Here is a 19,259-nt window from a genome sequence, read left to right as displayed (position 1 = left end):
CGCACCATGTTCACTCGAATCCTCCGACAGAGCTTCCAGCGCCAGGAGGGCCAGGCCCTCATCCTGGCCGCATTGATGGTGTTGGTGATGTCCATCGCGGTGCTGACCACCGTGAACATCGGCCACACCGTTCACGAGCGCGTCCGCCTGCAGAACACCTCGGACGCCGCCGCCTACTCCATGGCCGCCATGGAGGCGCGCGCGTTCAACTTCTACGCGTACGCCAACCGCACGCAGGTCTCGCACTACGTGTCGGCGATGATGTGGCACTCGCTCATCTCGCTCATCTACTCGGCGGAGGCGTTCTTCACGGACCTCTTCGGGTTCATGAAGACGCTCAACCCGTGTGCCGGCAAGCGGAAGAAACTGTGGATCGTCCTCTGTCCCATCATCGAGGTGATTCCGTACGTGGGGCAGGTCATCAAGGCGATCAACAAGATCATCACCCTGTACAAGACCGCCTTCCTCCAGCCGCTCCAGAACCTCTTGAAGGCAGCCAACCCCGACAAATGGTTGGGGAAGTTCATGGTACCGGCGCATCGGGTGCTCAACGGGGCCATGTATTTCATGTCCCAGGCGGTGATGATGTCGGCCACCACGCACGTGATTCAGACGGCGCAGGGGGTGCTGGACGCGAACGACAAGAACCTCAACTCGATGGCCAGCCAACTGGCGACGGGCTTCTACAGCCAGTGTCTCTTCAGCCAGTCGCACAGCGCTCACGCTGGCGGCAAGCCGCTGAACCCGGGCACGTGGAAGAACCCCTTCGGCGCGCTGGACGTGACGAAGTACAAGGCCAACGACGACATCGCCCGCGTCAAGCGCTCCATGGGTGGCATCACCAACGCGACCCGCTACGCGTGTGATCGCGATGGCGGCATGTGCCCCGAGCGATTCACCACCTCGCGCGAGCTGGGAGACATCCTGCCGCTGCCGGACGCGCTCGGCTTCCTGCGCGACATGCTGAACAACGGCGTGAATGCCCCCGGCCTGATGGAGTTCAAGAAGATGGGGCAGACGCGCATGCTGTCCGCGACGTTCCCCACGGCGAGGACCATCATGGACTCGCGCAACTTCATCCGTGACTGGAACGACAACCTGAACCCCTGGGGCATGACGGCGCAGGGCGACAACATGGGCGCGGACGACCTGTACTGGCTCAAGCTCGGTCCCGCCGAAGTCGACGTGGGCGTGGGCAAGGCGGACAACCCGCTGTCCTGCAACAACAAGGACCCGTACACGCGCTGCTTCGGTGACAACCGCAAGGGGCTCAACGACAAGGGCGGCATCAAGCTGCCGTACCGTCACACGCTCAAGCCCAGCGTCTGGGCGCTGAACGACAAGGACACCGGCAGCGTCAAGGGCGGCGTCCACTGGCGCGTGCACTACCCCAGCAACAGCGAGGGGTGGCGCAACCACACGGCGCCGAGGGGCGCCGAGCGGCAGGTGGGCGTCCACAGCGAGGAGGTCTGCGTCCTCAAGCTGGTGGTCTGCTGGTTCGAGGTGGACGTCTACACGGCGAACGTGCGCCCGGCCCAGGACGGCAACCACCCCTGGGGTGGTGTGACGCCGTTCATGCACTTCGAGCCCGGTCAGTATGGCGGGAGCGTCTGCAATCCGATGGCGAACGCGGACAAGGCCAACATGGCCAAGCGCACGATGGACTTCAACCAGCCCTCCGCATGGGTCGCGCTGAACAAGTCCCCGGAAGAGGTCGTGAACAAGGCCAACACGGACGGCACGGGGACCAACGCGCCCGCGCTGCTGAACGACGAGGGCAAGGTGAAGTTCACCTTCTCGCCGGACTCCGAAGGCCTGGAGATGCTGAACAACCGCAAGAAGTTCCTCAGCCTCACCGAGGGACTCAACGTCATCTCCCGCGGCCAGAGCTACTACCACCGGCCGGGCAACTGGACCGAGCAGCCCAACTTCTTCAACCCGTACTGGCGTCCGCGTCTGGCGTCCGTGTACCAGGGCCGCAACCAGCTTCCCGTGGTCGGGTCCATGCTGGACGCGCTGCCTGGCGCGCTCCAGGGCTTCGCCCCGAAGGTCATGACGCACTGAGGACCGCGATGAGAACCCCCATGTCCCGAAAGAGTTTTCGTCGCGGAGCCGCCACGGTGGAGTTCGCCCTCTCCGTGCCGCTGCTCGTCATGATTCTGATGTTCAGCATGTACCTGACGGAGTTGGTCCGGGCGAAGCTGAAGCTCCAGGAGATGGCGCACTACGCCGTCTGGGAGATGACCAGCTACACGCTCACCGACTTCGCGAAGGGCAACCACGACGCCGCGTTCGAGGATGCGCGGCAAGAGGCGCACACGGAGCTCCTGGAGCGCTTCAAGGACATGGACTCCGTGGAGCCCAACGGGCCCGCGGGGTCGTTCATCGCGCGCTACAGCTCGGTGCAGGGCACCATCACCAACAAGGAGATTCCCTTCCTCGAGTCCGGGATGCTGGGCAATCCTGGCAGCACGGGCGAGGGTGGGAGCCTGGGGGGCGGGGTGCTGAGCATGCTCAACCGGGGCGCGGGCGCGGTGCTGGACATGTGGGGCTTCAACAACAAGGGCTGGGTCGAGTCCGAAGTCACGATGAACTTCGACAACGTCATCATCCCCCGCAGCTACCTCGACGAGAACTCCGGCCCCGGCGGCTTCTTCAAGTCGGACACGTTCGGCGGTCAGGACCTGTCCAGCATCCCCATGCGGTCGAAGTTCTCGATGTACGCGAACGGCTGGCACCTGCCGGACGGCGGTGACGCCGTCGTACGCGACAGGCGAGCAGGCAACCACCGGTCTGGTAGCGACCCCCACGGCCTGCACGTGCAGGTGGAGCGCATGGTGTTCCTCGGCCTGACGAAGGCCCTGGACGGAAGCGTCGGCGGCATCCTCAACTTCCTGGGGAGCTTCCTGCCGAACTTCTTCGGCACCTTTGTCGTCGCGCGAAACTACGGTATCGATCCCCAGCAGAAGGGGAACTGCAACGGCCTCACCGGCTATGACGGCGCTGCCAGCAGCGGCCTGCATGCGATGAGGGACCTGTTGGACAATGACAGGCCGGACTGCTTTGACTCCGCGCCGTTCCGCGACGAGATGACCTACGGGGACAGCAACTACATCAAGGTGTTCCTGGCGCGCGGGCCGCACTTCATGGGGTGCAAGAGGGCCATGGCCGACGACCCGTCGGATCCGGACGCCACCCAAGAGGCGACGAACAAGGATGAGCAGGACAACAAGATTCGTTGTGAGCAGTAACGTGCTGGCCCGCCGGCTCCTGCTCGGTGTCGCGCTCCTGGCCGTCTGGCCGGCGCTCGCCGAGCAGGAGGTGCCCGTCTACCCGGGCACCATCCACACGCGCATCGGCAACGACCTCATCATCGGGGGCGAGTACTACCGGCTGGCCTACTTCACGACGACCGACCCCATGAAGAAGGTGGCGGCCTACTTCGCGCAGAAGTGGCGCGACGAGGGCTACCCCACCGTGGTGGAGGGAGACCTGGAGGACGAGGCCGTGGTCTCCGCCCTCTTCACCCGAGAGGGCCTGCAGCGGGGCGTCGTGTTGCGCACGCACCTGGGCAAGACGGTGGGCTTCACGGCGCTGCGCGACCTGTGGACCCGTCCCCCGAAGTCCACCCCGTCCGGGCTGATAAAGCTGGAGGGCACGCTCTACAGCCAGGACCTGGCGACGCGGGATGACCCGGGTGGCTCTCAGAACCGCACGTCGCTGGTGACGGGAGATTTGTCGGACGTGCAGCAGCGGGTGGGGGCGGAGCTGACGCGCCAGGGCTTCGAGCCGGTGCGCAGCACGGCCACCAAGCTGGGGGGCGGCACGCAGGTGACGATGGAGCACGCACGCAAGGGCGAGCAGGTGATGACGACCATCTCCCAGGTGGACGATGGGATGTCGACCGTCATGCAGACGTGGGTGGGGACGGACCGTCCGGACGGCGTGCCCAACAACGATGCGGTGCGCAAGAGTCGCGAGGCGTGGGAGCAGGAGCAGAAGGCGAAGGCGGCGAAGGGGGCGGGCAAATGAGGGGGGCGTGGGCCGTCATCGCGGTGGTGCTCATGGCGGCGCCCGCGCGCGCGGAGGAGAGCCCCGCGGCGCGTGAGGTCATGTCCCATCTGTCCCGAGGCGCTCGCAGCGCGCGCGTGGGCGACTGGGTGACGTACCGCTTCGACGGCGGCGCGGGGGGCCTGCGCGTCTACTACTGGCGCATGGCGGTGGTGGGGGAGGAGAAGGACAAGCAGGGCCGGGACGCGGTGTGGGTGGAGATGGAGGCGGGCACGCATCCGGCCATGAAGTCCCCCCTCATGCAGATGCGCATGCTGGTGGCGCGCGAGGGCGAGCAGATCCGCTACGACGCCATCTCCCGGCTCTTCGTGGGCGGGCCCACGGACCGTCCCCAGGAGTACTCGGAAGAGGCGCTGGGCCACGTCCTGAAGAAGATGGACCAGCAGGAGAAGGACGACAAGGTCGTGGATCCGGAGGACGCCAAGTTCACCGTGCCGGCGGGGATGAAGCCCGTGCTTCGCACCAGCAAGGAGATGCGGGTGATGACGCTGGCGGGCACCGTGACGGTCGTCCCGGTGGAGGTGGTGGTGAAGAAGACCGTCATCAAGCGGATGTGGATCAGCCGCGAGATTCCGTTGATGCAGATGGCGAAGATGGAGATTCCGGGCATCGCCCATTCGATGGAGGTGGCGGAGTACGGTATCGACGCCAAGCCTCGAATGGTGCTACCGCCCCCGTCCGCGCCCAAGGTCCGCCTGGAGTACGCGGACCGCGTCTTCCCGGACCTTCCGGCGATGGACGCCCCCAAGGACCCCGCCGATTCGGAGAAAGCCCCATGAGCTTCCCCAAGACGCAGCGCCTCCGCGCCTCCCGACGTGGGCAGGCCATGGTCGAATACTCCATCCTGAACTGGGTGCTGGTCGTCGCGCTCGTCATCGGCGCGTCGGTCAAGGTCCGCTGGACGGATGACGTCCAGTCGAACGTCATCGACCTGTTCATGCGCTCGTACCAGATCTACTACGACTCCTTTTATTTCGTGCTGAACCTGCCGTTCCCGTGACCTCCCGGAGCGAAGCAGCGGCGCCGTCGCCCCTGGTGTTGCGGCTGCTTCACGCGGCCGTGTTCCTCGCGATGGCGGCGGGCGTCATCTCCGTCTCGGTCCCCGAGTGGCGACACCTGGCCCGGGGCCTGGGCCAGTCGTTCCACTCCGGCCCGCCGCCGCGCTGGATTTTGCTCGCCGGTTGCCTGCTGGCGGTGGTGAGCGGGCTGCGCCTCGTCTGGGGCCTGGTGCGGGGAAGGTCCGCGCCGCTCTGGGCCTCGGCCACGGTGCTCGTGTCCGTGGTGGGCGCGGTGGGGGCAGGGGATGGGCGCCCGCTCAAGGAGGCGCGCTCGGAAGAGGTGGCGAACCTGTCCCTCCTACGGGTGGCGCGGCGGGTCCACCTGTCGATGGTGCAGGAGCTCCAGTCGCACGGTGAGGCGCCCACGGATGAAGCGTCCTGGCGCAAGGCGCTCGAGGTGGCGGGGCCCAATCACGAGCAGCTTCGCACCCGCGAGTTCCGCGCCGTGCCCGTGCAGGTGGTGTGGCTGGAGTCGGAGGAGTCGCGCCCCGCGCCCCTCGTTCCCGGCGCGCTGTGGGTGCACGTGACGCCGGACGGCGTGGGCTTCAGCCTCCGCATGGTCGGTCTCCGAGGAGGAGAGCCCGCGCTGCTGCTCGACGAGCGCGAGCGGGAATTGGTGCTGCGCGGCCTCTACAACCCGGACCTGCCCCCTCCCGAGAAGCCCGCCGCGTCGCCCATCGAGCAGTTGTCGCCGTCGCCCACTCCCTGACACGTCCGATGATGCACACCGGTGTTGCCGACGACCCGGTAGTCAGCCAGTCTCGGACCACCTCATGACGCGGTGGCCCAAGGCCGGAGGGTCGCTTTCGCATCAACGACGAGGACAAGGAGCGCGCAATGGCGCATGCGGCCTGGAAGTGGATGGTCGTCGCGACGGCGGTAGGGGCAGCAGGGGTGCTGGCTTGCAGTGACGACGGCGATGATGGCGACGGCGGCAGGACGGACGGCGGCCCCATCACCTTCGACGCGGGGGTGAACAAGGAGCGGCCCGGCTTCGGTGAGGACCCGGGAGCTCCCGTGGGCACCACCTTCACCTTGCCTCCGGGCGTGGAAATCGTCGGGCCGCTGTACGGCGCGAGCGATGCCACCAAGGACTGTGGCAATGGCGTGGCCCCGGTGGGCACGGGCCCCGCGGTGCTGGTCTGCGTTCCGCTGCGCAACAACACGGGGGCTCCCGTGCAGGTGACGTTCCCGCCGGGGCTCGTCATGCTCAACGTGTCGCCCAGCCGCATCCAGAACGGCATGTTGATGGGCCGCGTGCGCATCAACGTTCCTCCCACGGGCATTGGCCCGGGCGGCATCGACGGAGGCGCCGACGGCGGTGGCGAGGAGGAGCTCTACGTCGTTCCGTTCCACCTCTACTGCCTCAACGAGGCGCGCGGCCCCTCCGAGCAGGACGGCCCCTTCGAACTGGGCCCCGTCTCCACGGACCCGGACATCCTGGAGCTGCTGAACCTGCTGGAAGGGAAGACCATCGACGACGAGGACGAAGCCGACGTCGTCCAGGACGCCCTTTACAGCATCACCGAATACAACGGGTTGACCGAAGAGGACCGGGAAGCGATCCGGAAGCTCTGACGCAACCGCTGATTTCGACAGGGATGGCGCGGGATTCAGTGCTGTCGCGGGAGGTGGTTTTGACACCTGCTGTATCGCACGGCTAACATCCCGCGCCATCGGCGCAAGGTGCGCCTTTCTAGATTTCTACACCCCTCGAACGCCTTCGCCGCCGAACGGCGCCCCCCCGTTTTGGAGGTTCCTGAACCATGCTGAAGGGCAAGACCCCGCTCGTCGTCGCGCTCGTACTCGGCCTTCTCGCCGGTGTCATCGCGTATTCCGCCATCAAGAAGAAGGAAGCCGACGTGCGCCGCGGCTGGAACCTGGTACCCGTGGTGGTCGCGGCCCAGGACGTCCCCGAAGGCACCGTCATCACCTTCGAGATGATCTCCCAGCGCTCGGTGCCGGAGCAGTTCGTCACCTCGTCGGTGGTTCGTCCTGACTCGGCGTCCTACGTCGTGAACCAGAAGGTGCTCGTGGCACTGCAGGCGGGTGATCCGCTGCTGTGGAGCCAGTTCGAGACGACCAAGGCCGCCGAGCGCCTGTCCTCGAAGGTGCAGAAGAAGATGCGCGCGATGACCATCGAGGCGAAGAACACCACCGCCGTCGGCGGCTGGATTCGCCCGAATGACCACGTGGACATCATCGGCACGTTCCGCGACCCGCAGACGGACGAGAACGTCGGCGTGACGCTGCTGCAGAACATCATCGTGGTGGCGACCGGAAAAATCACCGGTACCACCAACGTCAACCTCATCCCGGAAGGCCAGCGCGACTACAACAACGTGTCGCTGATGGTGCTGCCGGAAGAGGCGGAAATCCTCGTGCTGGCCGCGGAGCTGGGCGCACTGACGCTCAGCTTGCGCAACGAGGACGACGTCGACCTCATCGAGGAGCGCGGCCGCGCCACCATCAGCACCCTGCTGTCCGGTGAGCGTACCCGCGTGCTGGAAGCCAAGCGCCGGGAGATCATCCAGATCATCAAGGGCGGCAGCGAGAAGGCCGCCGCCGCTGGCGCCCAGTAGTCCGCGCCACGCCGCCCTCACCCCCAGGGAAGCGCGCCCATGCTTGCCGGAATCGTCCTCCTCCTCGTCACAGGCTCGGTCTTCTTCTTCAGCCTGGTGATCTTCAGCGTCCTCTCGAAGGCGTATGAGCAGTACCAGGAGCGCTACGTCGCCAAGTCGATGAACGACTTGAGCGACATGTTCCTCTTCATCGATGCGCGCCAGATGTTGGTCCTCAACATCGCGTGCATGTGCTTGCTGGGCATCCTGTCCTACATCATCTTCAACCCCATCCTGGCCGTCGTGGCCACGGTGTTCGGCTTCTTCCTGCCGATGTTGATGGTCAAGCACTACCGCAAGCGGCGCATCAAGAAGTTCAACGTCCAGCTGGTGGACGCGCTGCAGGCGATGGCCAACGCGTTCAAGGCCGGTCTCACCTTCCCGCAGGCCATCGAGCACGTGGCGCGCGAGGCGATGGCGCCGCTGTCGCAGGAGTTCGGCCTGTTCGTGAAGGAAGTGAAGCTGGGCGTCCCGCTGGAAGAGGCGCTCGTCAACATGGGCAAGCGCGTGGGCAGCGACGACCTGGAGCTGGTGGTGGTGTCCACCAACATCTCGCGCCAGCTCGGCGGCAACATGGCGGAGATGTTCGAGACCATGTCCAACGTGATTCGCGAGCGCTTCCGCCTGGAGGGCAAGATCGACGCCCTCACCTCGCAGGGCAAGCTGCAGGGGTGGATCGTCGCGGCCATGCCCGGCGTGCTGGGCATGGTGCTCAACTACATGCGGCCGGACTTGATGGAGCCCATGATGAACCACTTCTTCGGGTGGATCCTCGTGGTGATCATCGCGATCATGGAAGTCCTGGGCATCCTCATCATCCGCCGCATCGTCAACATCGATATTTGAGGGGTGCTCCGTGGACATCCTGACGCAAGTGTTGGTCGGCAGCTCCGCGCTGCTCTTCGCGGGAGCCATCGGCTTCCTCGGACTCGGTCTGTACCAGGTGCTCTTCGAGCGCTTCCTGTCGGAAGTGCGCGACGAGTCCCAGGGCGGCATGAAGGGCTTCGGCTCGGTGGCCATCCGCCGCCTGGGTGCCATGAACCGCCGCTTCATCTGGCCGGGCTACGAGGCGAAGTCGCGCCGCAACCTCATCAAGGCCGGTGAGCCCCAGGGCTACAAGCCCGAGGACATGATGGCGCTCCAGGAAGTGAGCGCCGTGGTGGGCCTGCTGATGGGCCTCTTCATCCTCAACGGCACGGGGCAGAACCTGGTCTGGTCCATCCTGTTCCTGCTCTTCGGGATGTACTACCCGATGCTCTGGCTGAACGACCAGGTCAAGAAGCGCCACCTGCTCATCAGCCGCGCGCTGCCGTACAACCTGGACCTCCTGACGCTGTCGGTGGAGGCGGGCCTGGACTTCACCGCCGCGCTGGCCAAGGTCGTGGAGAAGGGCAAGACGGGCCCGCTTCGCGAGGAGCTGCAGCTGGTGCTCAAGCAGCTCAAGATGGGCAAGACGCGCGAAGAAGGCCTCAAGAGCATGATTGTGCGCGTGGACCTGCCGCCACTGACGACGTTCGTCACGGCGCTGATCCAGGCGGACAAGATGGGCACGAGCTTGGGCAAGGTGCTGCGCATCCAGTCCACGCAGATGCGCATCGACCGCACGCAGCGCGCGGAGAAGCTGGCCGGCGAGGCCCCGGTGAAGATGCTCTTCCCGCTCATCGCCTGCATCTTCCCGACGGTGTTCATGGTGCTCTTCGGGCCCATCGTGTTCCAGTTCTTCTTCGGTGAGCTCGCGTAGGGGGTAGTCCTCTGCCGATTCTCCTCTCCATCACCAAGGGGCTCCAGCAGGGCAGGGAGCTCGTCTTCGAGCAGGCCGAGGTGAAGATCGGTCGGACGTCGGAGAACGACCTGGTGTTGCATGACCATGGCGTCTCCCGTCTGCATGCCCGCATCGTCCTGCGGGGCGGGCAGTACTTCACGCAGGACATGGGCAGCTCCAACGGGACGGCCCTCAACGGCAGCGTGCTGAAGGGCGAGCAGCTCCTGCGGGATGGGGACCGCATCGGCGTGGGCCCGGTGGAGTTCACCTTCCTCTGGGTGCCCCCGGATGGGGACGAGGACGCCACGCGTCCCATCCGCCGCAACCCGCCGGCCCCGCCGCCTCCGGGCGGAGTGGAGCAACAGTACCTCCCCACGGGCGAGGTGCCGCTCGTCGCGCCCGTGGCGCCGCCGCGTCTGGTGCCGGTGCTGGCCGATGACTTCCCCGCGCTGGCCCCGCCCAGCGGCAAGCGCCCGCTCGTCGCGCCCGTGGCGCCGCGTCCGATACCGGTGCTGGCCGATGACTTCCCCGCGCTGGCCCCGCCCAGCGGCAAGCGCCCGCTCGTCGCGCCCGTGGCGCCGCGTCCGATACCGGTGCTGGCCGATGACTTTCCCGCGCTGGCTCCGCCCAGCGGCAAGCGCCCGCTCGTCGCGCCCGTGGCGCCGAGCCTGCCGCCCGTGGAGCCCTTCGTGGAGGAGCGCACCGAGGTGGCCCTCCTCGCGGACCGCCTCGCGCTGCTTCCAGGCCCGCCGGTGATGGAGCAGGTCGAGGAGGAGCGCACCGAGGTGGCCCTGGCCATCCAAATCCCGCCTGTCGCCACCGCGATGCCGCCGGGGTTCATCGCGCCGTTCACGGAGGAGCGGGAGGAGCGCACGGAGCTGGCGCTGCCCACGCTCGCCGACCTCGGACTCCTGCTGGAAGAGTCCTCCGTCGACGCGGACGCCACCCGGCCGATTCGGACCCGCGCTCCGGGGACCGAGGCGCCCGTGCCGGCCCCCCAGGCGCTCGCGCCGGCCCTCCCGCCGCCGGCGCTCGTGCCGGAGACGACGAAGGTCACCTCCGCTCCCATTCCCACGGGCCCCACCGCGGCGGACCGGGCGCGCAAGCGTCGGGAGCTCGCGAGCACTCGCGCCGGCCAGCTCTGGCTGTGGTGGCGCGGGCTGCCGCTGGCCCGCAGGCTCCTGACGAGCACCGTGACGCTCTTCGTGCTGGGGCTGGCGGGCAGCGCGCTGGCCTTCGTGTTCCTGCCGGGGGGCGTGGCCTCGGGCGGGCAGGGGGCGGAGCCGCTGACCCTGGGCGTCGAGAACGTGCCCGACTCGTTCGGTCTGGGAGAGGGCGTGCGCTGGGAGCATTCCGACCAGAAGTCCTTCGACTTCCAGTTCGTCGCGCCCACCCGCGCGGTGGCCCTGCTGCACTACCAGGCCAGTGGCATCTCCAAGGAAGAGGTGTCCCTGTCCCTCAATGGCGTGAACCTGGGCTGGGTCCCCCCGGATACCACCACCACCGCCGAGCGCGAGCTGGAGCACATCCTCCCCGCCCGGACGCTCAAGCGCGGGGAGTTGAACAGCTTCGTCTTCGACAATGTGCGCAACCCCCCGGGCAACGAGACCTGGCGGGTCTGGAACCTGCGGCTGGAGGTCATCCCCGTGCCAGAGCTTCCTCCGGAGCAGCTGCTCGCGCAGGCGCGGGATTATGCCTCCACGGGCAGGCGGTTCTTCGACACCAAGGGAGTAGGGGCGGAGAACCTCTTCCGGGCCTGGCAGCAGTTCCGCTTCGCGTGGTTGACGCTGGAGGCCATGGACCCGAAGCCGGACCTGTACCAGGACGTCCGCTACCAGCTCTCCCAGGTCTCCGCCGAGCTGGACCACCAATGTGCCCAGCTCATGCTTGAATTCCAACGGAGTGTGCAGTTCCGGAGCGCGAAGAAGGCTCGGGCGGCGCTGCAAGAAGTGAGCAGGCGCTTCCCTACCACCGAGCATCGCTGCCACAATCTGGCCCAGGAAAAGGCGTTCGAGCACGAGCTCTGAGCTGGTGCTCTCTCTTCAGGAAGTCGGTGATTCGCCATGTCTAACGGTTCCCCTCCTGCTCGTCGCAGGCCTCCTTCCGGGACGCCCTCGGGCGGGACAGGAGCTCGCCCCGCGGCCCGCAGGACGTCTCCTGTCTCCGCTGCCCCCGTGGCGGCCTCCCCCCGGCTCATCTGCGTCGCGGGGCCCAAGTCAGGTGAGGAGTTCTCGCTGCAGGACGGCGAGTACGTCATCGGCCGCGCCGCGGACAACCCCATCTGCATCCCCGACACTTCCGTGTCGCGCAAGCACGTCATGGTGCGCAAGGCGGGCGCGACGTGGATGGTGAGCGACCTGGGCTCCGGCAACGGGACGCTCGTCAATGGCGAGGCCATTGGCGAGGAGACGCCCCTGGCCAACGGGGATGTCATCACCCTGGGCGACACGGAGCTTCGCTTCGAGGACGTGGTCAACTCCACGCTGATGGTGGCCGCCCCGTCGCGGGGGCGCACGGCAAGCGCCTCCTCTGCTTCCACCAGCCGGGGCTCGTCGCCGGCCCGCCCGCCTCCGCGCGTGGAGGGTGGCCGCGTGCGCAGCGCGCGCTCCACCGCCATGGCGCCGCAGGACCCCGAGGTCCTGCGCAAGAAGATGCGGCTGAAGCTGCTCGCGGGCGGCGTGGTGGTGGTGCTCTTCGCCGGTCTGGGCATCGCGCGCATGCGCATGGTGAAGGAGCAGGAGGAGATTCTCGCCCAGAAGGGCCAGCAGGAATCCGTCCGCAAGGAGCTGAGCACCATCTTCCAGGACGCGAAGAACCTGGTGCGCGAGGGCAAGTGGGTGGAGGCCAAGGCGAAGCTCGAGGAGCTGTCCACCACGGCTCCCGACTACCCTGGCGTGAAGGACTATCTCCAGCACGCCGAACGCGAGATTCCCGTGCAGGGGCGCCTCATGGATGCGCGCGCCGCGCTGGCCAAGAACGAGCTGGGCAAGGCCTCCGCCGCGCTGAGCAAGGCGGGCGAGAGCCAGTTCCTCTACGAGCAGGTGAACGCGGCGAAGCGGGAGCTGTCGGAGCTGGCCGACAAGCGCACCCGCGAGGCGCGCACGGCCATGGACACCGGGCAGATTGACTCCGCGAAGGCCATCACCGACGACGTCATCAAGGCCTTCCCCGAGCACCGCGACGCCAAGCTCATCAACGAGCAGGCCGTGCAGGCCATCACCGTTCGCGACACGCCCCGCGTGATTCCGACAGGCCCCGCGCCCAAGCCCTGGGAGCCCGCGGTGGAGCGCTTCCGCGACGGAGACATGTCCGGCGCCGTGGCCATCCTCAACGCGTGCATGTCGAAGAATCCGCAGTGCAAGAAGCTGCTCGCGCAGATGTCGGAGTTCAGCACGCTCTACAAGCGCCTGGAGGACCTGGACGCGAAGGGGCTCCAGAAGCTGCTGGCGCTGGACAAGGACATCACCGACGGGCGCACCAGCAAGATGGCGCGCAACGCGGGCACCCGCGCGGCGACCATCTTCTACAAGAGCGCCAGCTCGGCGAAGGCCGCGGGGCAGTGGGCTCGCGCCATGGAGTTCGCGCGGCGCACGCTCCAGGCGGACCCGGGCCATGCGGGCGCGGCGAACATCATCAGCGAGCTGAAGACGAAGGGGCGGGAGCTCTACCTCCTGGCCTACTCCCTGAAGGACGGCAGCCCGGAGGACGCGCTGCCCAAGTTCAAGGACGTGGTCGCCATGACGCCGCCGGATGACGAGTACCACGAGAAGGCGAAGTCCTGGGTCGAGAAGCTCTCGCGATGACGAAGCGCAAGGGCGCGGGCGGCGAGTCGCCGCCGCCCGCCACGTCGGGTTTCCAGGGGGACTTGTTCGGTGCCTCTTCCGCATCCGCGTCCTCCGCGGTGCCTCCTTCCGCGCCGCGCGTGGCGGCACCGAGGAAGGCTCCGCCGCCACCTCCTCCGGTGGGCGCTGACGGCACGGGGCTCCTGGGGCCGCTGGAGGGTGCTCCCGCCGCGCCGCCCAAGCCCGAGCGCTCGGTGCTCTCCGTGGCGGAGCTGACGCGTCAGCTGAAGCAGACGCTGGAGTCGCGCTTCGCACGGGTGATGGTGCGCGGCGAGGTGACGGGCTTTCGCGGCGCCAACGCGCGCGGGCATTGGTACTTCGCGCTGAAGGACTCCGTCGCGTCCATCGACGCCAAGGTGTGGGCGTCGCTCGCGGGGCGGATGCGCTTCGCGCTGCGCGACGGCATGGAGGTGGTGGCCGAGGGCAGCGTCGACCTGTACGAGCCGCAGGGGCGCTACAGCCTCATCGTCACGCGGCTGGAGCCGGTGGGGGAGGGCGCGCTGGCGCTCGCCTTCGAGCAGCTCAAGGCGCGGCTGGCGGCCGAGGGGCTCATCGGCGACCGCCGCGTGCGGCCTCCGCGTCCGCTGCCGTTTTTGCCCCAGCGCATCGGCGTGGTGACGAGCCGCACGGGCGCGGCGCTCCAGGACTTCCTGCGCGTGTTGCACTCGCGCAACCCCCGGCTGAGCGTGCTGCTGGCGGACGCGCGCGTGCAGGGCGAGGGCTCCGCGCCGGAGGTCGCCCGGGCGATTGCGCGGCTGGGACGCGCCGACGTGGACGTCATCGTGGTGACGCGCGGCGGTGGCTCGGTGGAGGACCTCTGGACGTTCAACGAGGAGGAGGTGGCGCGCGCCATCTTCGCCTCGCCCGTGCCGGTGGTGTCGGCCATCGGCCACGAGATTGACTTCACCATCTCCGACTTCGTGGCGGACTGGCGGGCGGCCACCCCCAGCGCGGCGGCGGAGCGACTGGCCCCCGTGCTCGCGGACCTGGAGCTGTCGCTCGCCACGCAGGCGGGGCGGCTGCGTCGGGCCATGGAGCGCCGGGTGCTGGAGTTGCGCGAGCGACAGGGCCAGCTCGCCTCGCGGTTGGATGACCCGAGGCGGGCGCTCAACCACCAGCGACTGCACCTGTCCGAGCAGGTGGAGGCGATGATGCGCGTGCTGCGGCCCGCCGTGCGCGAGCAACGCGAGTCGCTGCGAGCCTTGACGGAGCGCCTGCAGCGCGCGCGGCCCCAGGCCCGGTTGGGCGAGCAACGCGCTCATCTGCTGAAGCTGGCCCGCCGACTGTCGGAGGCGGCGCGCGCGGGGGTGGCGACGCGACAGGCGACGCTGGCGACGGCGCGGCTCGGGTTGGAGCGGGCCTCGCCGACGGCGCTCGTCTCGCGGGAGCATGCCCGGCTGGCGGCGCACCAGGCGCGGCTGCGGTCGCTCCAGCAGGGAACACTGGCGGACGCACAGCGGCGTTTCCAGACTCTGGAGGGGCGACTGGACGCGATGAGCCCGCTGAAGGTGATGTCGCGCGGCTATTCGGTGGTGTTCCGTCAACGCGACGGTGGGGTGGTGCGTTCCGCGGCGGACGTCGAGGTGGGAGAGCGCCTGGGCATCAAACTCGCGGCGAACGGGGCGAAGACGCTGGGCGGATGTGAAGAAGTCGAAGCCACTGTCACGTTGGTAAAAGGGCCGGTGGACTGCTAACGGGCCACCCTCTAGAGTCCCGCGCCCCGAACGGGGAGGTGGAAGGCTGTGGCGAAGGCGGACAAGGCGTCCAAGGTGGACAAGGCGGCGGAGGGCGAGGTTCCCGGTCAGTATGGGGACGTCGTGTCCCGGCTCGAGGAGACGGTGGGCCGGCTGGAGAGCGGCAACCTGTCACTGGAGGATTCGCTCAAGGCGTTCGAGGAAGGCATCCGGCTGGTACGCCGGGGCGAGAAGCTGCTGACGGAAGCGGAGCAGCGCATCGAACAACTGCTCCAGGATGAGGACGGCAACGACGTGGTGGCACCGCTGTCGGTGTCCGCGCGTCCCGCCGCCCAGGCGGCTCCCCGGGCGCCCACACCCCGGCCTCCTCCCGAGGATGACGTCCCGTTCTAGGTCGTGCGGGACGCGCACACCGGAATGTCGAAGCCGAAAATCACCATCGTCGATGATGACCGCGACACGCGGGAGCTGCTCGCCGCGGCCCTCGAGGACGAGGGTTTCGAGGTGACGCTCGCGGCCAACGGCCTGCGGCTCATCGCCTCGCTGCAGCTCCACCGTCCCCAGGCCATCCTCCTGGACGTGAACATGTCCTGGATTGATGGCTTCGAGCTGTGCAAGGCGGTGAAGAAGAACGAGCACTTCCGGGACATCCCCATCATCTTCATCAGCGGGCGGGGAGACTCCGAGGACAAGCGGCGCGGCCGGGAGGTCGGCGCCGCGGACTACTTCGTCAAGCCCCTGGACACGGACAAGCTCGTCCGGCGCATTCGTGAGCTGGTGCCTCCGCCCGCTCCCTAGTATCTCACCGGCGCAAGGAGCACCGACCCATGGCCCACTTCGACCTGGATACGTTCCTGCGCACCCAGCACGCGCGGGTGGAATCGCTGTTGCTCGAGCGCGTGGAGCGGCTCGCTTCGTCTGGTGCGCCTCCGCGGCTGGTGGAGGCCATGCGCTACTCACTGCTGGCGGGCGGCAAGCGCCTGCGGCCGGTGCTGTGCCTCACCTTCGCGGACGCGGTGGCGCGCGCCTCGCTGATATCGCCCGTGTCCGGTGACGCGGCGTGTGCCCTCGAGTACGTCCACACGTACTCGCTGGTGCATGACGACCTGCCGGCCATGGACGACGACGACTTCCGTCGCGGACGGCCCACCAACCACAAGGTGTACGGCGAGGCGATGGCCATCCTCTCCGGCGACGCGCTGCTGACGGAGGCCTTCGCGTTGCTCGCTGACGGGCCGGAGCCCGTGCGGGGCGCGCTGTGCCGGGAGCTGGCGGTGGCGTCGGGGGCCGTGGGCATGGTGGGCGGGCAGGTGCTGGACACCGCCGAGGACCGTCCCGCCGTCCTGGACTACCTGGTGCGGCTGCACCGGATGAAGACGGGGGCGCTCATCCGCGCGGCGTGTCGCATGGGCACGCTGGCGGGTGGTGGGGATGCGGAGGCGCTCGTCCGCGCACAGCTCTACGGGGACGCGGTGGGGCTGGCCTTCCAGATAGCGGACGACGTGCTGGATGTGACGTCCACGCAGGAGCAGCTCGGCAAGCCTGCGGGCGCGGACGCGGAGGCCGGGCGCCACACGTTCCCCGCCGTGGTGGGGCTGGAGGCCTCTCGCCGCATGGCGCAGGAGCAGGTGGCCCTGGCGGTGGAGGCGGTGCGCCCGCTCGAGGGCGAGGATGGTCCGCTGGCGGCGCTCGCGCGCTATGTGGTGGAGCGGAAGTCCTGATGCCGGGGTTGCTGGAACGCATCGCCTCTCCGACAGACATGCGGGCGCTTCCCGAAGCGGAGCTGCCACGGCTCTGCGAGGAGCTCCGCGAGGACATCATCTCCATCTGCGGGAAGGTGGGCGGCCACCTGGGCGCCTCGCTGGGAGCGGTGGAGCTCATCGTCGCGCTGCACCGAGTCTTCCACTCGCCCACCGACGCCATCCTGTTCGACGTGGGCCACCAGACGTACGCGCACAAGCTGCTCACCGGGCGGCGCGAGCGGATGCACACGCTGCGGCAGGCCGGCGGCGTGGCGCCCTTCCTGGACCCGCGTGAGAGTCCGCACGACGCGCTCCTGGCTGGCCACTCGTGCACGGCCGTGTCGGCGGCGCTGGGGCTGCTGGAGGGCCGCAGGATGATGGGCCACCGGGGCCACGTGGTGGCGGTGCTCGGGGATGGAGGCCTCACCGGCGGGCTGACTTTCGAGGGCCTCAACAATGCGGGAGGCAGTCACCTGCCGCTCGTCGTGGTGCTCAACGACAACCAGATGTCCATCAGCGCCAACGTGGGCGCCATTCCCTCGCTGCTGCGCACCCGAGGCGCGCGCGACTTCTTCCAGGGCCTGGGCTTCACCTACCTGGGGCCGGTGGACGGGCACGACCTGGGCGCGCTGATGCACGCGCTGCGGGAGGCCCGCGCGTCGTCCCGTCCGGTGGTGGTCCACGCGCTCACGCTCAAGGGCAAGGGATTCCCTCCCGCGGAGGCGGACGCGCAGACGCGTGGCCATGCCATGGGCCCGTACGAGTGGCGCGACGGCAAGCTGGTGCGCTCGCGCGGTGGCCAGCGCACGTACAGCGAGGCGCTCGCCTTGGCGCTCGAGGAGGCGATGGAGCGGGACTCGCGCGTCGTGGCGGTGACGCCGGCGATGCTGGAGGGCTCCGCGCTCAATGCCCTCAAGGCGCGCTTCCCGGACCGCGTCCATGACGTGGGTATCGCCGAACAGCACGCCGTCACCTTCTGCGCGGGGCTCGCCGCCGCGGGTGCGCGTCCCGTGTGCTGCATCTACTCCACGTTCCTGCAGCGCGCGTACGACCAGATCATCCACGACGTGTGTCTGCCGGGCCTGCCCGTCGTCTTCGCGGTGGACCGCGCGGGACTGGTGGGCGCGGATGGCGCCACGCACCAGGGAACCTATGACGTGGCGTCGCTGCGTCCGCTCCCGGGGCTCGCGTTGTGGGCGCCCGTGGTGGGGGAGGACTTCGGCCCCATGCTCGCCACCGCGCTCCAGGCGCCGCATCCCTCCGTGCTCCGCTTCCCCCGGGGCACGCTGCCCGCGCCGCCGCCCGAGGTCCGGGTGGAGGACGCGCCGGTGCGGGGTGCCCGGTGGCTCGTGCGCGCCGAGCGCCCGGAGTTGACGTTGGTGACGCTGGGGCCGCTGGGGCTGGCAGCGCTGGAGGCCGCGAGGCATGAGCCGCGTTGGAGCGTGCTCGACGCGCGGGGCCTCTCTCCGCTGGACGAGGTGGCGCTGCTGGAGGCCGCCTCCCACGGCCCCGTCGTCGTGGCGGAGGAGGGGACGGTGCGAGGGGGCCTGGGCAGCGCGGTGCTGGAGCTCTACGCGGAGCGCGGTGTCGCCGCGCGGGTGCGGGTGCTGGGCATGCCGGACGCCTTCGTTCCCCATGGAGACGCGCGGGTGCAGCGCGCGGAGCTCGGGCTGGACGCGGCGGGCCTCCGGCGGGCCGCGCTGGCGCTGCTGGGGAGGAGCGAACCGTGAAGCCTCGCAAGGAGCGGGTGGACGTGCTGGTGGTGGAGCGTGGACTGGCCGAGTCGCGCACCAAGGCCCAGGCGCTCATCCTCGCCGGGCTGGTGGTGGTGGATGACCAGCGCGTGGACAAGCCCGGCTCCCTGATTCCGGTGGAGGCCGAGCTGCGCCTCAAGGGCGAGGTGCTGCCGTACGTCTCTCGCGGGGGGCTGAAGCTGAAGGGCGCCATCGACCACTTCAAGCTCGACGTGCGCGGCAAGGTGGCCGCCGACATCGGAGCGAGCACGGGAGGCTTCACCGACTGCCTGCTCCAGCATGGCGCGGTGCGGGTCCACGCCATCGACGTGGGGTACGGCCAGCTCCACGAGAAGCTCCGGAAGGATGACCGGGTGCGCTCGCGTGAGCGCGTCAACGCGCGCTACCTGACGGACGAGGACCTGCCGGAGAAGGTGGGCGTCATCGTCATCGACGTGAGCTTCATCTCGCTCACCCAGGTGCTGCCCTCCGTGCTGCGCTTCCTGGAGCCAGGAGGGCTGCTGGCCGCGCTGGTGAAGCCCCAGTTCGAGGTGGGGCCAGACCGCGTGGGCAAGGGGGGCGTCGTGCGGGACGCCGTCGCGCGCCAGGATGCCATCGACACCGTGACGGCCTTCGTGCGCGAGCAGGGGCTCACCGTGCGCGGATTGATGGACTCCCCCGTGCCGGGGCCCGCTGGCAACGTCGAAGCGCTCCTCGTCGCCGAGCGGCCCTGAGT

The 19,259-nt window shown here is 68.7% G+C and carries 18 protein-coding genes; all 18 read left to right on the top strand.

Going from position 1 to position 19,259, the window contains the following annotated elements; translation table 11 throughout:
- Positions 1-6 precede the first annotated feature (6 nt).
- The 18 genes from LZ199_RS37425 (at position 7) to LZ199_RS37340 (ending at position 19,257) form a co-directional block, all read left to right on the top strand.
- Positions 7-2,064 (top strand): Tad domain-containing protein, encoded by a 2,058-nt coding sequence (locus LZ199_RS37425; RefSeq protein ID WP_253998579.1) that lies wholly within the window; start codon positions 7-9, stop codon positions 2,062-2,064.
- A gap of 20 nt (positions 2,065-2,084) precedes the next feature.
- Positions 2,085-3,251, top strand: coding sequence for a TadE/TadG family type IV pilus assembly protein (locus LZ199_RS37420; RefSeq protein ID WP_253998578.1), 1,167 nt, complete (start codon positions 2,085-2,087; stop codon positions 3,249-3,251).
- Entirely contained in the window at positions 3,241-4,032 is a 792-nt protein-coding gene (locus tag LZ199_RS37415) for a hypothetical protein (RefSeq protein WP_253998577.1), read from the top strand. Before LZ199_RS37420 ends, LZ199_RS37415 begins: the two co-directional genes overlap by 11 nt.
- Positions 4,029-4,850 (top strand): hypothetical protein, encoded by an 822-nt coding sequence (locus tag LZ199_RS37410; RefSeq protein WP_253998576.1) that lies wholly within the window; start codon positions 4,029-4,031, stop codon positions 4,848-4,850. Before LZ199_RS37415 ends, LZ199_RS37410 begins: the two co-directional genes overlap by 4 nt.
- Positions 4,847-5,071, top strand: a complete 225-nt coding sequence (locus LZ199_RS37405; RefSeq protein WP_141647169.1) for a hypothetical protein — start codon at positions 4,847-4,849, stop codon at positions 5,069-5,071. Before LZ199_RS37410 ends, LZ199_RS37405 begins: the two co-directional genes overlap by 4 nt.
- Positions 5,068-5,838 carry a hypothetical protein gene (locus LZ199_RS37400; protein WP_253998575.1) on the top strand — a complete coding sequence of 257 codons (771 nt, stop codon included), beginning with the start codon at positions 5,068-5,070 and terminating at the stop codon, positions 5,836-5,838. Before LZ199_RS37405 ends, LZ199_RS37400 begins: the two co-directional genes overlap by 4 nt.
- A gap of 128 nt (positions 5,839-5,966) precedes the next feature.
- Entirely contained in the window at positions 5,967-6,707 is a 741-nt protein-coding gene (locus LZ199_RS37395; RefSeq protein ID WP_253998574.1) for a hypothetical protein, read from the top strand.
- A 188-nt stretch (positions 6,708-6,895) separates the two neighbouring features.
- Positions 6,896-7,711: a Flp pilus assembly protein CpaB gene (cpaB, locus tag LZ199_RS37390; protein ID WP_163864820.1), complete on the top strand. Its 816-nt coding sequence runs from the start codon at positions 6,896-6,898 to the stop codon at positions 7,709-7,711.
- Between the two features lie 39 nt (positions 7,712-7,750).
- The gene (locus tag LZ199_RS37385; RefSeq protein ID WP_163864821.1) at positions 7,751-8,596 is read left to right on the top strand and encodes a type II secretion system F family protein; all 846 of its coding nucleotides are present in this window, start codon (positions 7,751-7,753) and stop codon (positions 8,594-8,596) included.
- Between the two features lie 10 nt (positions 8,597-8,606).
- Complete coding sequence (locus tag LZ199_RS37380) at positions 8,607-9,491, top strand: type II secretion system F family protein (protein ID WP_163864822.1); 885 nt, start codon at positions 8,607-8,609, stop codon at positions 9,489-9,491.
- Positions 9,492-9,571: 80 nt separating this feature from the next.
- Complete coding sequence (locus tag LZ199_RS37375) at positions 9,572-11,539, top strand: FHA domain-containing protein (protein ID WP_253998573.1); 1,968 nt, start codon at positions 9,572-9,574, stop codon at positions 11,537-11,539.
- Between the two features lie 36 nt (positions 11,540-11,575).
- Positions 11,576-13,315, top strand: coding sequence for an FHA domain-containing protein (locus LZ199_RS37370; RefSeq protein WP_253998572.1), 1,740 nt, complete (start codon positions 11,576-11,578; stop codon positions 13,313-13,315).
- On the top strand, positions 13,312-15,048 hold the full coding sequence (gene xseA, locus LZ199_RS37365; protein WP_253998571.1) for an exodeoxyribonuclease VII large subunit: 1,737 nt from the start codon (positions 13,312-13,314) through the stop codon (positions 15,046-15,048). Before LZ199_RS37370 ends, xseA begins: the two co-directional genes overlap by 4 nt.
- A 48-nt stretch (positions 15,049-15,096) precedes the next feature.
- A complete protein-coding gene (gene xseB, locus LZ199_RS37360; RefSeq protein WP_253998570.1) occupies positions 15,097-15,441 on the top strand; it encodes an exodeoxyribonuclease VII small subunit in 345 nt (114 codons plus the stop codon).
- Positions 15,442-15,465: 24 nt separating this feature from the next.
- Positions 15,466-15,846, top strand: coding sequence for a response regulator (locus LZ199_RS37355; protein ID WP_163864826.1), 381 nt, complete (start codon positions 15,466-15,468; stop codon positions 15,844-15,846).
- 29 nt (positions 15,847-15,875) lie between these two features.
- Positions 15,876-16,769 (top strand): polyprenyl synthetase family protein, encoded by an 894-nt coding sequence (locus LZ199_RS37350; RefSeq protein WP_253998569.1) that lies wholly within the window; start codon positions 15,876-15,878, stop codon positions 16,767-16,769.
- On the top strand, positions 16,769-18,520 hold the full coding sequence (locus LZ199_RS37345) for a 1-deoxy-D-xylulose-5-phosphate synthase (protein WP_253998568.1): 1,752 nt from the start codon (positions 16,769-16,771) through the stop codon (positions 18,518-18,520). The genes LZ199_RS37350 and LZ199_RS37345 overlap by 1 nt, the downstream gene beginning before the upstream one ends.
- Positions 18,517-19,257 carry a TlyA family RNA methyltransferase gene (locus tag LZ199_RS37340; RefSeq protein ID WP_176435540.1) on the top strand — a complete coding sequence of 247 codons (741 nt, stop codon included), beginning with the start codon at positions 18,517-18,519 and terminating at the stop codon, positions 19,255-19,257. Before LZ199_RS37345 ends, LZ199_RS37340 begins: the two co-directional genes overlap by 4 nt.
- The last annotated feature ends 2 nt before the right edge of the window (positions 19,258-19,259 follow it).

Source organism: Myxococcus qinghaiensis, assembly GCF_024198215.1.
Lineage (GTDB): Bacteria > Myxococcota > Myxococcia > Myxococcales > Myxococcaceae > Myxococcus > Myxococcus qinghaiensis.
The sequence above is the reverse complement of the archived record's forward strand: the minus strand, read 5'-3'. Positions and strand labels throughout refer to the sequence as shown.